The sequence below is a fragment of the Flavonifractor sp. HCP28S3_F3 genome, from assembly GCF_052065355.1.
GTDB lineage: Bacteria > Bacillota > Clostridia > Oscillospirales > Oscillospiraceae > Flavonifractor.
Window position 1 is genome coordinate 1 of the sequence record NZ_JBQHUF010000009.1, and the last position, 15138, is coordinate 15138.

8 protein-coding genes are annotated in these 15138 nt (G+C 59.2%); 7 read left to right on the forward strand and 1 reads right to left on the reverse strand.

Annotation, left to right across the window (positions count from 1 at the left end):
* Nucleotides 1-192: 192 nt before the first annotated feature.
* The gene (locus ACTNB1_RS09235; RefSeq protein ID WP_441169029.1) at nucleotides 193-1683 is read right to left on the reverse strand and encodes an S-layer homology domain-containing protein; all 1491 of its coding nucleotides are present in this window, start codon (nucleotides 1681-1683) and stop codon (nucleotides 193-195) included.
* A 163-nt stretch (nucleotides 1684-1846) separates the two neighbouring features.
* On the opposite strand from ACTNB1_RS09235, the gene ACTNB1_RS09240 reads away from it, so the two are divergent.
* The 7 genes from ACTNB1_RS09240 to ACTNB1_RS09270 all read left to right on the forward strand — a co-directional run bounded on the left by ACTNB1_RS09240 (nucleotide 1847) and on the right by ACTNB1_RS09270 (nucleotide 15124).
* Nucleotides 1847-2668 (forward strand): putative RNA methyltransferase, encoded by an 822-nt coding sequence (locus ACTNB1_RS09240; protein WP_441169031.1) that lies wholly within the window; start codon nucleotides 1847-1849, stop codon nucleotides 2666-2668.
* Nucleotides 2669-2971: 303 nt separating this feature from the next.
* The gene (locus ACTNB1_RS09245) at nucleotides 2972-8989 is read left to right on the forward strand and encodes a beta-N-acetylglucosaminidase domain-containing protein (protein ID WP_441169033.1); all 6018 of its coding nucleotides are present in this window, start codon (nucleotides 2972-2974) and stop codon (nucleotides 8987-8989) included.
* A 256-nt stretch (nucleotides 8990-9245) separates the two neighbouring features.
* On the forward strand, nucleotides 9246-10424 hold the full coding sequence (locus ACTNB1_RS09250) for a DEAD/DEAH box helicase (protein WP_441169035.1): 1179 nt from the start codon (nucleotides 9246-9248) through the stop codon (nucleotides 10422-10424).
* A gap of 104 nt (nucleotides 10425-10528) precedes the next feature.
* Entirely contained in the window at nucleotides 10529-11443 is a 915-nt protein-coding gene (locus tag ACTNB1_RS09255) for a DUF2156 domain-containing protein (RefSeq protein WP_441169036.1), read from the forward strand.
* 17 nt (nucleotides 11444-11460) lie between these two features.
* The gene (locus tag ACTNB1_RS09260) at nucleotides 11461-12339 is read left to right on the forward strand and encodes a GNAT family N-acetyltransferase (protein WP_441169038.1); all 879 of its coding nucleotides are present in this window, start codon (nucleotides 11461-11463) and stop codon (nucleotides 12337-12339) included.
* 531 nt (nucleotides 12340-12870) lie between these two features.
* Nucleotides 12871-13815 (forward strand): ABC transporter permease, encoded by a 945-nt coding sequence (locus tag ACTNB1_RS09265; protein WP_441169040.1) that lies wholly within the window; start codon nucleotides 12871-12873, stop codon nucleotides 13813-13815.
* A 1-nt stretch (nucleotide 13816) separates the two neighbouring features.
* Nucleotides 13817-15124, forward strand: coding sequence for an ABC transporter permease (locus ACTNB1_RS09270; protein ID WP_441169041.1), 1308 nt, complete (start codon nucleotides 13817-13819; stop codon nucleotides 15122-15124).
* Nucleotides 15125-15138: the final 14 nt, after the last annotated feature.

The window sequence follows — 15138 nt, forward strand, 5'->3', positions numbered from 1 at the left end:
CCGCCCCCCCCCGCCCACCCGCCGCCCCCCCGCTCCTGTTGTGTGTGTGAACAGAGAGGTAAAAGAGAGAGTAGAGAGGAGGTTGGTTTGTCATTTCTTCCTGACATGCTTATCATACATGACGGGACTCTCTCATTGGTGAACGGACTGTGAACAGAATATAAAGGTATTATAAAGGATACTAAAAATTGCTTAACCTCCCATGTAGGAGAAGTGCATATAGTCGTGATAGCCCTGGCTGGCATCGCTGTCATAGGCCCAGGCGTCGCCGCCCCAGCTCCAGCCGTGCTCGGCAAAAATCCGCACCACCGAGCTGTCCGGAGCGATGGAGTAGGGGTTGCTGCCCGGCTGCCACAGACTGCCCACCAGTACCTGGCCGTCCCGGATCTGGTAATTCTCGTTGGCGTTGATGTCGATGGCGGTACCGCAGTTGTGTTCGCCGGTGGCACTGTCGCCCCGCCAGGAGTAGCCGCCGATGTCGTGGATGGGGAACTGCTCAGGATCGTTGTAGATCTCGGTAAAGATGGCCTTTACATCTTCGGCAATGGCGCTGTGTACGGTCAGAGACAGGGTGGAGCTGACCTTTTTACCGCCCTGCAGCTTCCACACCGGAATGGTGATGGTGGTCATGGCGGCCTTGGCCTCCTCCTGATTGGCAAAGCGGCGCTTGGTGGGGTCCCCAAAGAGAAGGGTGTACTTGCGCTCGTTCTCGCCCTGGAATTTCAGCCAAAAATCCTGCTTGGCGTAGTCCTCGTAGGAGGCAAGACCCTGCTCTACCTTTTCCCAGAAGTCTGCCTCCTCCCGCTGCGCCTGGGTCATGGGCTCATAGTACAGCGTGTAGGTGTCGCAGACGGAGCTGACCTGGTCGACGAAGCCGCCCTCCCAGCTATAGTTGTAGTACTTCAATGCATCCGTGTCGATCTGGTAGGGGAGGCTGGACAGGTATGTACCGATCTGAACGGACATTTGCTGGTCAGGCAAAATGGGCTGTCCGGTGGTCCGATTCAAAATACGAACGGTAATATCTTTTGAATCATATTGCGAACAGGAATCGACCACATCCAAAACCCGCATCACCAGCACCGTGCCGTCGCAGCGCTGGATGGAGTCGTTGCAGCCGAAAGAGCCGTCGCTCTTGCCGTTGATAATCCCCAGTTCCACCAGACCGGCCACGGCCTGCTGATGCAGGGAATCCATGGTGTTCCAGTCGGAGAAAAGGGTCGGATCGGGAACCTGCTCCCAGACAAAGTAGACGTCCCAGGCTTCCGACGGCAGTGCATTGTACAGCAGCACTGCCGCATCCTGCCGGGAGATATTGCTTCCCAGGGTCTCCGCCGTAACCGGCAGAGCGTCCTCTTCCCGCAGAAGACCGGCGTCTGCCGCTGCGGCATAGCCCGCCTGGTCCCAGGCCAGACCGGCGTCAGTAGCGGACTGGTAGGCGTCGGGGGCGAAGGTGCGGGCGATCATGGTCAGGAACTGACCCCAGCTCATGGTGTCGGCGGGGGCCATCCGGCCGTCACCCACACCTTGAATGATACCCAGCTCAGAGGCTTCCATCAGGTCGGAGTAGGCCCAGTGGCTTTCCGGCAGATCTTTGTACCCGGCGGCCAGGGCGGGCACAGCCAGGGTCAGGGCCAGAGCCCCGGCTAAAATCAGACTTTGGATGCGGCGTTTTACGGACATTTCTTCCCTCAGCTCCTTCAATTGTACAGATAAAATAAGTTTAGTACGAAGACGGAAGAAAAGCAAGAAAATGGACGAAACTTGTCGGGGCATCAGGCAGGCGCTTTACAAGGCGGCCTGTCGGGCCGTATAATGGGAGAAAACAGGCCAAGGAGGAAGCGGGATGAACAGTCTGCTGTGCTGTCCCATCTGTGGGGAAGAGCTGAGCCGGGAAGAGGGGCGCTATGCCTGTCCCAACGGACACAGCTATGACAGAGCCAGGGAGGGGTACGTCCATCTTCTGCCCGCCAACCGAAAGCACGCCAAGGAGCCGGGGGATGACAAGGGCATGACAGCTGCCCGGAACCGGTTTCTTTCCGGGGATCACTATGCACCGCTGCGGCAGGCCCTGTGTGACCTGTCTGTGGAGCGGATAGGCTGTGAAGGGGCGGTGCTGGACTCGGACTGCGGCGAGGGATACTATACCCAGAGCGTGTTTCAGGCGCTGACCGGAGCGGGAAAGTCCGTCCGACTGGCGGGCATTGACCTCTCCAAGCCCTCGGTGCGTCTGGCGGCCAGACGGCTGCCGGAAGGGGAGTTCGCCGTAGCTTCCGCCTACCATCTGCCGGTGGGGACCGAGCGGGTAGATCTGCTGCTCAATTGCTTTTCGCCCTTGGCCCTGGAGGAGTTTAAGCGGGTACTCCGTCCCGGCGGGGCTTTCCTGTATGTGGTGCCGGGTGCAGACCACCTGTGGGAACTGAAGCAGGTGCTCTACGATACCCCTTACCGCAATAAGGAGGAGGACATTCCCTACGAGGGGTTTTCCTGCGAGACGGTGGTGCCGGTGCGGTATCAGATGTCAGTGAAAGGGGAAGCTCTGGCCGACCTGTTCCAGATGACGCCTTATTACTGGAAGACGCCCAAGGAGGGGGCCGCCCGGCTGGCGGCTCTGGGCGGTTTGGAAATCACGGCGGACTTTCGGATCCATGTGTTCCGAAGAGTGTGACCAGAAAAGGAAAAAGGAAGCCATGCACAATGTGCATGGCTTCCTTTTTTGCTGAGCCCAGGGAAGAGTTATGCCTGGATTGGACAATGCGCACAAAATGTCGAAAGATGTGCGGAAAAAAGTATGAGAAAAAATCATACTTGCCCACTCAAATCACTGTGATAAACTGAAAATAGACTTGTTGGTCGATATTGGCAGATTGGAGGACTGCCAAGAAAAATGAAAGAAAAGATAGGAAGTGATGCCCGTTCCAATGTGCCTGTGAGCTGTAATCGTTCCAGCAAAAAAGAAGAGGTGAAATTTATGGGAATACAGAGAAATAAGCGTGTGCTGTCTCTGCTGCTTGTGGGTGCGCTTTTGTCCGGTGCGGTATCTCCGGCTTTTGCGCTGCAGCCGCCTGCGGAGGGACAGGTCCAGGACAGCTTGGTAAACGGCTTTTCAGAGGACCCTGACCGCTATGAAATCTATCCCGTTCCCCACTCGGCGGTCTATCCGGAGGGCGCGTCTTCCTTTACCATGACAAAAGAAGTCAATGCGGTCATTGAGAGCGGCGTTGACAGCAGCACAAAGGAATTTTTGGAGGAGATCCTTGCCGGCTATGGTATGACTATGACCACATCCGGCTCTGTGGATCCGAGCAAGACCAACATCCTGCTGGGCATTTACGGTGACGAGGATACCACCGTTGCGGATCCCACACCCACTTCCCGCACGGACCTGTTTGAAGACACGGACAGCACCGGGAAAGGGAAGTATGATCCCTATATGTTGGTGGCTGAAACGGGCGAAAATGAGAACGGGATCGTAACCATAGTGGGTAAGGATACAGACTGTGTCTATTATGGTCTTGCCACGCTTCAGATGATGTTCACATCCTTTGCCGGCCAGAAGTTTCTGCCGGTGACCATTGAAGACTACTCCAACGTGCGGTTCCGGGACTTTATCGAGGGCTTTTATGGCGGCTTTGACTATGCGGGCCGGGAAAGCCAGATGCGCTCCATCCGTGACGTGAAGGGCAATATCTATGTGTTTGCCTCCAAAACAGATCCCTACCATTCCGACCACTGGTATGAGCTCTATCCCGATGAGGAATTGGCGCAGATCAAGCATCTGGTGGAAGTCGGCGAGGAGACCAAGGTAGCCTATACCTGGTCGGTACACATCGGGAAGGGCGGCTTTTTCAACGGTGCCAGCACAAATCCGGATGCCGGTGCCCGGTACGAGAAGTATCTGGAAAATCTGGCGAAGCTGGAGGCAAAGTTCCAGCAGCTTTACGATGTAGGCGTGCGGAATTTCCATGTGCTCAACGACGACTACAACAGCGGCACCAACGCTGACGTGGTGGTGCTGCTCAATACGCTGAATGCCTGGTGCAAGGAAAAGGGCTGCGGCCCCATCCTGTACTGCCCCAAGAACTATAATGTGGGCTGGGCCGGCGGCGGAAGCGAGCTGAAGGAACTGGCGGGACTTGATGATGACATTTATCTCTACTGGACCGGTTCTGACGTCAACTCTCCCATCAACCAGAGTAATATCAGCTTCCCCTATGAGAAGTCCGGCCAGTATCCGGCCACATGGCTGAACTATCCCTGCTCTGAGCACGACAAGAGCGGTATTTATCTGGGTGACATCAGCCATTATGTCTCTGAGGCGGACGGCCTTACCGGGCAGATGGGCATTATCTCCAACCCGGTAAACTATCCCGAAGCCAATAAGGTAGCCTACTTCCAGCTGCTCTCCTGGGGCTGGAACCGGGATAACTATACCTCCTATCTGGAAGAGCTGTGGGAAGACTGCTTCAAGTATCTCCAGCCGGAGGTCTATGATTCCTACCTCACGATTGCCCGCAATGTGTCCAACTGTCCTGAGTCTGGCCGCATCAAGGAGGGCTTCCCTGAGTCGGAATACCTAAAGGATAAGCTGGACTCGGTCCAGACCAAGGCCCTTGCCGGTGAGACCCTTGCCGGTGACCCGGAGGTAGAGGCGCTGCTGCAGGAATTCAGCCACATCCTGTCTGCGGTGGAGGACTTCCGGGCCAACTGTACCAACGAGGCTCTGGTAGCGGAGCTGGATCCCTGGCTCAGCTCTCTGACGGGGATCACCAATGCCTGCAAATCCGCGCTGGAGGCCATCCTTGCGCTCCAGGCCGGGGATACCAACGGCGCGTGGCTAGCGCTGTCCAATGCCAGCCTGGGCCTGGACGAGTGGGACAACTACCCCACCCCTCAGTATGCCGAGAAGATGGCCAAGGCGGGCAGCAAGCGGCTGCAGCCCTTTGCGTCGAAGCTGGTTCCTTACATCAAAGAGGCCATTGTGCCCGTCCTGTTCCCTGACGGCGGCACGAAAGACGAGCCCACGTTCTATGGCATGATCAACGGCAAGCAGCTGACTGCCGATGCCGAGTCGGACAAGATGTTTGACGGCAGCGACGCCACGGCGTCTTCCTTTGCCGGCACCCAGCTGCAGGGCGACTATCTGGGCGTGGATTTGGGCAGCGTAAAGACGGTCAGCTCCGTTCAGGTCCTGCAGGGCGCGGACGACGAGGATCAGAGCTACTTCCACGACGCGGTCCTGGAGTGCTCTGCTGACGGTGAGAACTGGACTGCCCTGACGGCCAGAGCGGATTCCTGCCGCATCCAGGCGGATGGGCTCACGATTCCGGCCCGCTATGTGCGCATGCGCCTGACGGGCGACGGCAGCGGGGATATGACCCGGGTCCGTGAGTTTACCGTGACTGCCGCCTCTCAGGAGGGGACATCCCTGGTCTATACCAATCTGGACAGCGAAGAGGGCCTGTCTGTGGCAGAGTCCGGCGGCGTCTATACGCTGAGCGTCAGCCAGTCTCTTACCCTGGAGCCCGGCCAGTATGTCGGAATCCGGCTGCCTGAGATCATGGGCATCAGCGATATCGCGCTGGATGGTGAGATCCCGGCGGGCTTTGCAGTACAGATCTCCACTAACGGCGCGGTATGGACGGACGGAGCCATCGAGGATACGACCACGGTGCGCTATATCCGGCTGATCAACCAGTCGGAGAGTGCCTATACCGGCGAGCTTCCTGCACTCTCCGCCACAGTGTCCTATATCCAGACCGATTTGTCCTATGTGTCCACAAATATGGGCCTCTATTCAGGAAACTGGAGCAATATTGTGGACGGTGACCGCAGCTCTCTGGCCTGGACCAATGCCAAGCAGACCGAAGGCCAGTACATTATCTTTGACATGGGCTCCAGCCAGCCGGTTTATGACGTAACACTTTACTTCCCGGAAGAGGGCGACTATCCCCACTATCTGGACATCAGCATCGGCGACAGTTCCGATCCTGCCGGTGACTGGACTCTGCTGAAGAGCTTCGACAATCACCCGGATATGGAGGTGCCTTACCGCTACTATGCCTGCAATGGCGGCGGTCAGGCGGCCCGGTATATCAAGCTGGAGATCAGCAAGACGGACAGCGGCTGGATCAAATTTAATGAGCTGGAAGTCAATAAGAAGCTGGATCAGGGTGACCCGCTGGGCGCGTTCAGCGGCGAGCCCAAGGGCGATTTTGACAAGACCATGGATGGAGATATCACCACCTTCTTTGCGCCCGGCGAGATCGGGGCAGAGGGCGGCTATATGCAGTATCTCATTTCCGAGGATCCTGCCATCAGCAGCGTTACCATCGTCCAGTCCCCCACCTCCATCTGCGGCGCGGAGTTCTCCGTCCAGACGGCAGATGGGAACTGGGTCCCTGTGGGTACGCTGGATCAGGGTATCTGTACCTTTAAAACAGCCGGGCTGGGCGACCTGCTGGCCATCCGGCTGGATTGGAAGGCCGGTACCAGCCCGGCCATTGCCGAGATCGTGCTTCAGACCGGCGGGGAAGATGTGACGGTTCCCTCCGAGGATCTGCCTTTGCATGAGGCCGGCATCTATGCGCCGGTGGGCGATACCAGCCTGGAGATAGCAGTGGACCGCGGCACGCCCGAGGCGTTCGTGGGCCTGCCCCATCAGGCAGAGGTGGAGACCAGTGGCGGCCATACCGTGACCCTTCCTGTCTCCTGGTCCTGCCCGGACGGCTATGACGGAACTGTACCCGGTGTCTATTCCTTTACCGGCGTCTATGAGCTGGATGGGACCGGACTTACCAATCCGGGCGGCTTTGAACTGAGTGCCTCCGTCACGGTGCGGACGGTACCGGAGGATCCCGGACAGCCGCCTGTGACTCCGCCCACGGAGAATCTGGCGCTGGGCCGTCCTGTGGAGGTCTCCGGCTATGAGCCGGGCGGACCCCAGGGCAACAAGGATGTGGTGGTCAACGGGGTGACCAACAGCACCGATATCAATGAGCGGTGGAGTTCCAACTACATGAAGGGCGGCGGCCTGGTGGACGGAAAGCAGACGCCCTCCTGGGTCATCGTAGATCTGGGCGAAGACGTGGACGGCATCCAGTCCGTCAAAGCCTACTATCACGCCAAGGTATGGCCCACCGACTATGTGGTGCAGTTCTCGGCCGACGGCCAGGATTGGACGGATGCGGAGACCATCCAGCGTGACAATGGTTCCCTGGCCGACGCGCCTGTGGACGAGCTGGACCTGACTGATGCCCAGATCCCCGACGGGGTCCGGTATATCCGCCTCTATTTCAATACCGTCAATGAGAATGCAGCGGGCCATTCCGTCGGCCTGAAGGAGCTGGAGGTCTACGGCACCCGTGAGATCCCCGGCGGAACAGTCACCTTCGAGCCTGAAGTAGTGTCCGCCGATCCCGTGACCGCCGTGGGCCAGCTGGGCAGCGAATTTGACGCGCTGCAGCTGCCTGAGACCGTTGCAGTACACCTGAAGGACGGCAGCGTGGTCAGCCTGCCTGTGGACTGGCAGAGCGATGGCTACGACAACGCCAGCGGTGAGGCGCAGACCCTGACCGGCACGCTGGATGTGGCTGCGCTGAGCGCTTATGAGATCACCAATCCCGAGCAGATCACGGCCAGCCTGACGCTGACGCTGACCGGTACGCCTGAGGTGGAGAGCGTGCTGCTCAACCCCTCCGGGCTCACCGTGTTGGAAGGCACTGCGTTTGAGAGCCTGGAGCTGCCGGACCAGGCGGTCCTGCAGCTGGATAACGGCTATACCGTTACCTGCGGACTGGCCTGGAACAGCGAAAGCTATGATCCCCAGTACATTGGTGTCCAGACCGTTTCCGGAACGCTGGTCCTGCCCGAGCAGGTGAATAACTCCCTGGGACTGACTGCCCAGATGCCTGTCACCGTGACCAGCAGTGCGCCCGAGACCGTTACCGTGACCTTTAACAGCAATGGCGGCAGCGCCGTAGCGGCTCAGACCGTGGCTTACGGCGGCACGGTGCGGGAGCCCGATCCTCCCACCCGTTCCGGCTACCGCTTTGCCGGCTGGTATTCCGACCCGGGACTGACCCGCGCCTGGGATTTCAGCTGGACCGTAACCGCCGACATGAGCCTGTATGCCAAATGGGATACCGAGAGTTCCGGCGGCAGCGGCGGATCTGGGACCACCAGCTACGGCGTCACGGTGAAGAATGTTGAAAACGGTCAGGTGACCAGCAGCCACAGCCGGGCTGCGGCCGGCGTGACTGTGACGCTCACGGTCCGGGCGGATGAGGGCTTCCGTCTCTCTGGATTGACCGTAACGGACCAAAAGGGTGCTCAGGTGAAGGTGACCGACAAGGGTGCGGGCAAGTATGCCTTTACCATGCCTGCCTCCGCCGTCACGGTGGAAGCCTCCTTCGCTGCTCAGACTCCTCAGGATCAGTTGCCCTTCACCGATGTGAAGGAAACGGACTGGTTCTATGAGGCGGTAAAGTACGCCTATGAGCAGGGCCTGATGGAGGGCACCGCTGCCAATACCTTCGCGCCTCTGGCCACCACCAGCCGCGGGATGATGGTCACGCTGCTGTGGCGGCTGGCCGGTGAGCCCCAGGTGGACTATGCCATGACCTTCGGCGACGTGGAGAGCGGCAGCTGGTATACAGAGGCTGTGCGCTGGGCCGCGTCCGAGCAGATCGTGGGCGGCTACAGCGATACCGTGTTCGCGCCTGGTGACGCCATCACCCGGGAGCAGCTGGCGGCCATTCTGTACCGCTATGCCGAATATGCGCAGCGGGATACCTCCGCGCGGGGCGACCTGAGCGGATATACCGACGGCGCCCAGGTCTCCTCCTGGGCCCGGGATGCCGTTGAGTGGGCGGCAGGCACCGGACTGCTGACCGGCAAGGGCGCCGGAGTGCTGGATCCCGGCGGCACCGCCACCCGGGCCGAAGTGGCCACGATGCTGATGCGCTTCGTAACGGCCGCAGATAAGTAAATCCTCAGTCAAAGCAAACGCCGCCTGCAGCCGCAGGCGGCGTTTGTTGTGGTGCCCGGGCGGCGTCCGGCCCCCCTTGCGAAACAGGCCGGGCTATGATATAGTAGTTGGGCAAAATCCGCCGGAAAAGGGTTCCGGCGGCTGGATTTGAGGTCGCGCCCCGGAGGAACGGCGGGCGTTTGGGTACGAAAGGGAGTTTCGATGCCTGTGGGGACCTTGAATCAGGCAAATCGAAAGGAAAGGAAGTTTTGTACCCATGGAAATCAACGGCGAGCAGGTCAATGAGGTCGTGAACTATGCCGACCTGGGTCTGTCTCCGGAAGTGATGCGCGCCATCGACAAGAAGGGCTATGTCCAGGCCACTCCAGTGCAGGCGGGCGCCATCCCCTACTTTATGGAGTGGAAGGACGTCATTGCCAAGGCCCCCACCGGCACAGGCAAGACCTTTGCCTTCGGCATCCCCATGGTAGAGCACATCGATCCCGCCAGCGAGGATGTGCAGGCTCTGGTGCTGGCTCCCACCCGGGAGCTGGCGGTGCAGATCCAGGAGGAGCTGCGGGACCTGTGTGAATTCAAGGAGGGCGTGCGCACCGTCTGTCTGTACGGCGGCGCTCCCATTGACAAGCAGATCAACACCCTGAAGAAGCGCCCCCAGATCGTGGTGGCCACCCCCGGCCGTTTGATGGACCACATGAAGCGGCGCACTGTCAAGCTGGACAAGGTGCAGACGGTGGTGCTGGACGAGGCCGACCGGATGCTGGACATGGGCTTTGTGCGGGACGTGACCCGCATCCTGGACCAGATCAAGCACCGGAAGAACCTGGGCATGTTCTCCGCCACCATCAGCCGGGAGGTCATGGATATCTCCTGGGTGTACCAGCGTGATCCCATTGAGATCACCGTCCGGCCGGTGGAGGAGTCCAAGCCGGATATCACCCAGTACCGCATCGACCTGGACGGCCGGGAGCAGAAGCTGGATACCATCGTGGCCCTCATCACCCACGGGGAGTACGAGCGGGCCATCGCCTTCTGCAACACCAAGAACATGACCGACCGGCTGGCTGGTCTTTTGAAGATGCGGGGCATCTCCTGCGAGGCCATCCACGGGGATATCCAGCAGCGGATCCGGGAAAAGACCCTGGACAAGTTCAAGAAAGGGGAGATCCGGGTGCTGGTGGCCACCGATGTGGCGGCCCGGGGTTTGGATATCGACGACGTAGACGCGGTGTTCAACTACGATGTGCCCGACGAGCTGGAGAACTATACCCACCGCATCGGACGTACCGGCCGTGCCAAGCGCCACGGCGTGGCTTATACCTTTATCGCCACTGTGACCGAGGGCATCCGCATGGACGACATCATCCGCAACACCAAAGCGGAGGTCCAGCGGCTGAAATATGACAAGGACGGCTGCCTGATGCTGGTGGAGTCCTGAACTGCGGGCCGGACGTTTGTCCGGCCCGCCGGTTTTTCTTGCCATGTCCGGTATAAGCGTGATATCATATCGGCATACTAGACCAATATAAGGAGAAGCGCTCTATGATCGAATTTCATACGCCGGTCCCGGCCGACAAGCTCTGGGTGGACGAGCTGCTGGCCCGGAGCAGCCATCGGGGCTGTGATTATAATTTTACCAATATGTTTGTCTGGAGGAAGGCCTACGGTCTGGAGATCGGCCGGATCGGCGACTTTGTGGTGACCCATCTGTGCGGCCGAATGGGGTGCAGCTATATGTACCCCGCAGGCTCTGGGGATATTGCCGGGGCTATCCGGGCGCTGGCGGAGGATGCCGCCCGCCGTGGCCAGCCCCTCCGTCTGGTGTGTCTCACCCGGCGGCAGATGGCAGAGCTGGAGGAGTTCTTCCCTGGCCAGTTCGACTATATCTCCGACCGGGACGGCTATGATTACCTCTACGAGATCGACCGCCTGGCGGATCTGGGGGGCAAGAAGCTCCACGCCAAGCGCAACCATATCAACCGCTTTATTGACAACAACCCCACCTGGGTGTACGAGGAGATCACGCCCGAGAGCCTGCCCGAGTGTCTGGAGATGGACAAGCAATGGTATCTCCGCTCCCTGTCCCGTGAGGGAGAGGCCGAAGAGCGGGACCTGGGGGATGAGGGTATCGCCCTGCGTACCGCCATGGAGTATTATGACCAGCTTGGGCTGGAGGGCGGCCTGATCCGGGTGTACGGTGAGGTGGTGGCCTTCACCATGGGAGACTTCCTGACCCGGGACACCTTTGACGTCCACTTTGAAAAGGCCTACAGTGAGCTGCAGGGCGCCTATGCCATGATCAACCGGGAGTTTGCCCGCTGGGTGCGGGCCAAGCACCCGGAGATCAAGTACCTCAACCGGGAGGACGACATGGGTGTGGAGGGCCTGCGGAAGGCCAAGGAGTCCTACTATCCTGATCTGATGGTGGAGAAGTATGCCGCCGTGCTGCGTGCCTGAGAGAAAGGAGCGGTCCCATGATTAAAATCCGTCCTTCCCGGCCGGAGGAGGCCGAAGCCCAGAAGAAGCTGTGGCAGCTGGCGTTTGGGGATGACCCGCGGTATATCGACTGGTTTTACACCTGCTGCTGGCAGCCGGAGAACATGCTCCTGTTGCTGGAGGATGACAAGCTGGCCTCCATGCTGGCGCTGCTGCCCCATGAGCTGACCCTGCCCAACGAGGATACTGCCAGCGCATACTACGTATATGCCCTGGCCACCGACCCGGCGGCGCGCAGCAAGGGCTATGGCCGGCAGCTGCTGCACTATGTGGACTTCCACCTGGCGGCCCGGGGCGCCGACTGTGTTACGGTGGTGCCTGCCGAGCCCAGCCTGTTCAAGTTCTTTGCCACCGCCGGCTTTACCACCGGCTTCTATACCCGTAAGGTAGAGCTGCTGCGGGAAGAGGCCAGCCAGCCTCGGCCGGAGGATCAGGTGGAGCTGGCATCTCCCCAGGTGTACAACACCATTCGGGACCGCCTTCTGGAGGGTACCCCATCGGTACACTACGATACGGAGCTGATCCGCTATCAGGAGGGCATGGGCAAGCTATCCGGCGGCGGACTGTACCGGGTAGTGGCCGAGGGAGTGGAAGGCTGCGCGGCGGTGGAGTATGTGGGGGAGGACAGTGTGCTCTTCAAGGAACTGCTCCTGCCTGTGGCTCAGATTCCCCGGGCGCTGGCAGTCTTTTCCCGGCTGCTGCCGGGCCGGCGCTGTCATGTGCGTACTCCGGCCTGCTGGGACGGTGTGCCCGGCAGCTATATTCAGCCCTTTGGGATGGTGAAATGGTATCATCTGGACAAGGCTCGCCTGTGGCAGGAGGATACCAAAGGCTATATGGGTTTAGGCTTCGATTGAGCCTGTGGGCGGCACAGCATGCTGTGCCGCCCTTTTTGAATTAACATGAAGGAAAAAATGCAGGTAAAAATTTTCAGAAGAACCAGCAAAATGAATATTTATATCACATAAAACGAATAAATATATCAAAAAATTTAGCGTGATAGCGAATAGAAGTATTAAAACTCAGTATTTCCGCCACCGAAGCAAAAAGAAATGCCAAATCATTCATGGACAAACATGCAGATAAATGTACTCCACACAAAGACACTTGCAAGAAATGACGGAAGAAACGGCAAAAATGGGGGCTCAACCCTTGACGCAGAGAGTGAGATAAGATAAAATAAGTAAACTCAATAAGCGCGGATTCGACCAGAAGAGACTCCGAAAAGCTGATGTATGCCCGACGGCTGCGGGGGAAAGCTGGTATGGCAGGTGTCGCTGAGTCGGATGCGCGGTATGTGGTACGCCGGGGGGAAGCCTCCGGCGACTGTGTGTCATTAGGGGCACACAGCGGAAGGAACAGAGAAAGGTATTATAGGAAGTGAAGAAATGGCAAAATACATTTTGAAAAGGGTGCTGATGGCAGTCATCACGTTGTTTGTCGTGATCTGCCTCACTTTTTTCCTGATGAACGCCGTGCCGGGCAGCCCGTGGCTGTCGGAACGGTCCCCCAGCCAGGCCACCATTGACGCGCTGAACGCAAAGTATGGCCTGGACAAGCCGGTCATTGTTCAGCTGGGCATGTATCTCAACGACCTGCTCCACCTGAATTTCCGGGACTCCATCAAGATGCAGAAGGACCGGCCGGTGCTGGACATCATCGTGAACATGTTCCCCATTTCCGCCAAGATCGGCGTGATCTCCATTTTGTGGGCCATATTGGTGGGCGTCCCATTGGGCTGTTTGGCGGCCTACCGACGAGGTACGTGGGTAGACAGTTTGCTGCGGGTGATCTCAACCATAGGCATATCCATGCCGGGATTTGTGGTGGCAACGCTGCTGCTGCACACCCTCACCGGCGGTCTGCCGGGGGTGAACTTGTTCCCGGCCACCTTTGTGGAATCGGACTGGCGCAGTTACGTGCTGCCCTGCCTGTCTCTGGGCTTCTATCCGATGTGTTATCTGTCCCGCCAGACCCGGACGGCCATGCTGGACTCCATCAGCCAGGAGTATATCAAGACCGCCCGCGCTAAGGGCCTGAAGAATGGGAAGATCATCTTCAAGCACGCTCTGCGCAACGCGCTGATTCCGGTCATCACCTATCTGGGTCCCCAGATCGCCTTTACCCTGTGCGGCGGCTTCGTGGTGGAGACCGTGTTTACCATCCCCGGCCTGGGCCGCTACTTTGTGCAGTCCATTACCAACCGGGATTATCCGCTGATTATGGGCACCACCATTTTCCTGGCGGCATTTATCATCATTATGAATCTGGTGGTAGACCTGCTGTACAAGCTGGTGGATCCGCGGATCAATCTGAGCAAGGGAGGGGACTGAGTTGGCGGACAAGAAGCATAAGAAAGTACTCGGCTCCCTTCAGCCGGACATTGAGGATATCCTGAGCTGGAACGACCTGCCGGCCAACGCCTTTGAGCCGGCCAGCGTCCAGGAGAAGGAGGGCTTCATCCAGGACCGCAAGAGTGTGTCCTACTGGGCGGACGCCTGGCGCCGCCTGCGGAAGAACAAGGTAGCCATGGTGGCCCTGGTTATCATCGTGCTGCTGGCCCTGTTTGCCTTCCTGGGTCCCGTGATCGTGCCCTACAGCTATGACGAAGTGATCCCCGGCGCCAACAACATCCACCCCTGGCACTACTCTCTGGAGGACCAGGAGAAGCTGTCCGAGGCCCGGCTGAGCCCGGACGAGGCCGTGGAGAAGGCCCGGGAGGAGGCGGCGGCCGAAGGCCGTGAGCTGAGCCGGGTTGAGGAGGCCCAGATCCGGGCCCAGGCCAAGGTGAACAGCTCCAGCGAGAGTGTGGACGCCCTGATCAAGGAGCTGGGCATCAAGGCCAAGCCCTTCGGCTACACCAATGAGGAGCTGGAGCGGATGGCCGCGGGCGAGTTTGTGTTCCCCCATGTGTTCGGCTGCGATATCCAGGGCCGTGACATTATGGTGCGTACCATGGTGGGCGCCCGGGTGTCTATGATCGTGGGTATCTGCTGTGCCCTCATTGTGCTGGTCATCGGCGCGCTGTACGGCTCCATCTCCGGCTACTTCGGCGGCAAGGTGGACGCAGTGATGCAGCGCATTGTGGAGATCATCTATACCATTCCCGAGGTGCTGGTGATCCTGCTGCTGGGCGCCACCCTGAAGCCTATTTTTGAGGAATTCCAGAACTCAGGTGACGGGCCGCTGCAGCAGCTGGTCACTGTGCTGGGCCCCAACCTGATTTCCATTTTTATCGCCTTCGGTATGCTGTACTGGGTGACCATGAGCCGCATCATCCGCGGCCAGATCCTCCAGCTCAAGCAGCAGGAGTACGTCACTGCCGCCCGGGCGCTGGGCGCCAAGGGCGGACGGATCATCAGCCGCCACCTGCTGCCCAACTGCGTGGGCCAGATCGTCACCACCACTTTCCTGCAGATCCCCTCGGCCATCTTCACCGAGTCCTTCCTGTCCTTCCTGGGCATGGGCGTTTCCGCTCCCATGACCAGCCTGGGCTCCATGTGTTCGGACGCGCTGAGCGGCCTGACCACCTATCCCTACCGTTTGTTTATCCCTGCCGCCATCCTGAGCCTGATGATCCTGTGCCTGAACCTGTTCGGTGACGGCCTGCGGGACGCTCTGGATCCCCGGCTGAAGAAATAAGAAAGGAGGAGACA

Excerpts from the sequence above, each read along its gene's own strand:
- ACTNB1_RS09235 (WP_441169029.1), bottom strand. The coding sequence starts at position 1,683 with ATGTCCGTAAAACGCCGCATCCAAAGTCTGATTTTAGCCGGGGCTCTG.
- ACTNB1_RS09240 (WP_441169031.1), top strand. The coding sequence starts at position 1,847 with ATGAACAGTCTGCTGTGCTGTCCCATCTGTGGGGAAGAGCTGAGCCGG.
- ACTNB1_RS09245 (WP_441169033.1), top strand. The coding sequence starts at position 2,972 with ATGGGAATACAGAGAAATAAGCGTGTGCTGTCTCTGCTGCTTGTGGGT.
- ACTNB1_RS09250 (WP_441169035.1), top strand. The coding sequence starts at position 9,246 with ATGGAAATCAACGGCGAGCAGGTCAATGAGGTCGTGAACTATGCCGAC.
- ACTNB1_RS09255 (WP_441169036.1), top strand. The coding sequence starts at position 10,529 with ATGATCGAATTTCATACGCCGGTCCCGGCCGACAAGCTCTGGGTGGAC.
- ACTNB1_RS09260 (WP_441169038.1), top strand. The coding sequence starts at position 11,461 with ATGATTAAAATCCGTCCTTCCCGGCCGGAGGAGGCCGAAGCCCAGAAG.
- ACTNB1_RS09265 (WP_441169040.1), top strand. The coding sequence starts at position 12,871 with ATGGCAAAATACATTTTGAAAAGGGTGCTGATGGCAGTCATCACGTTG.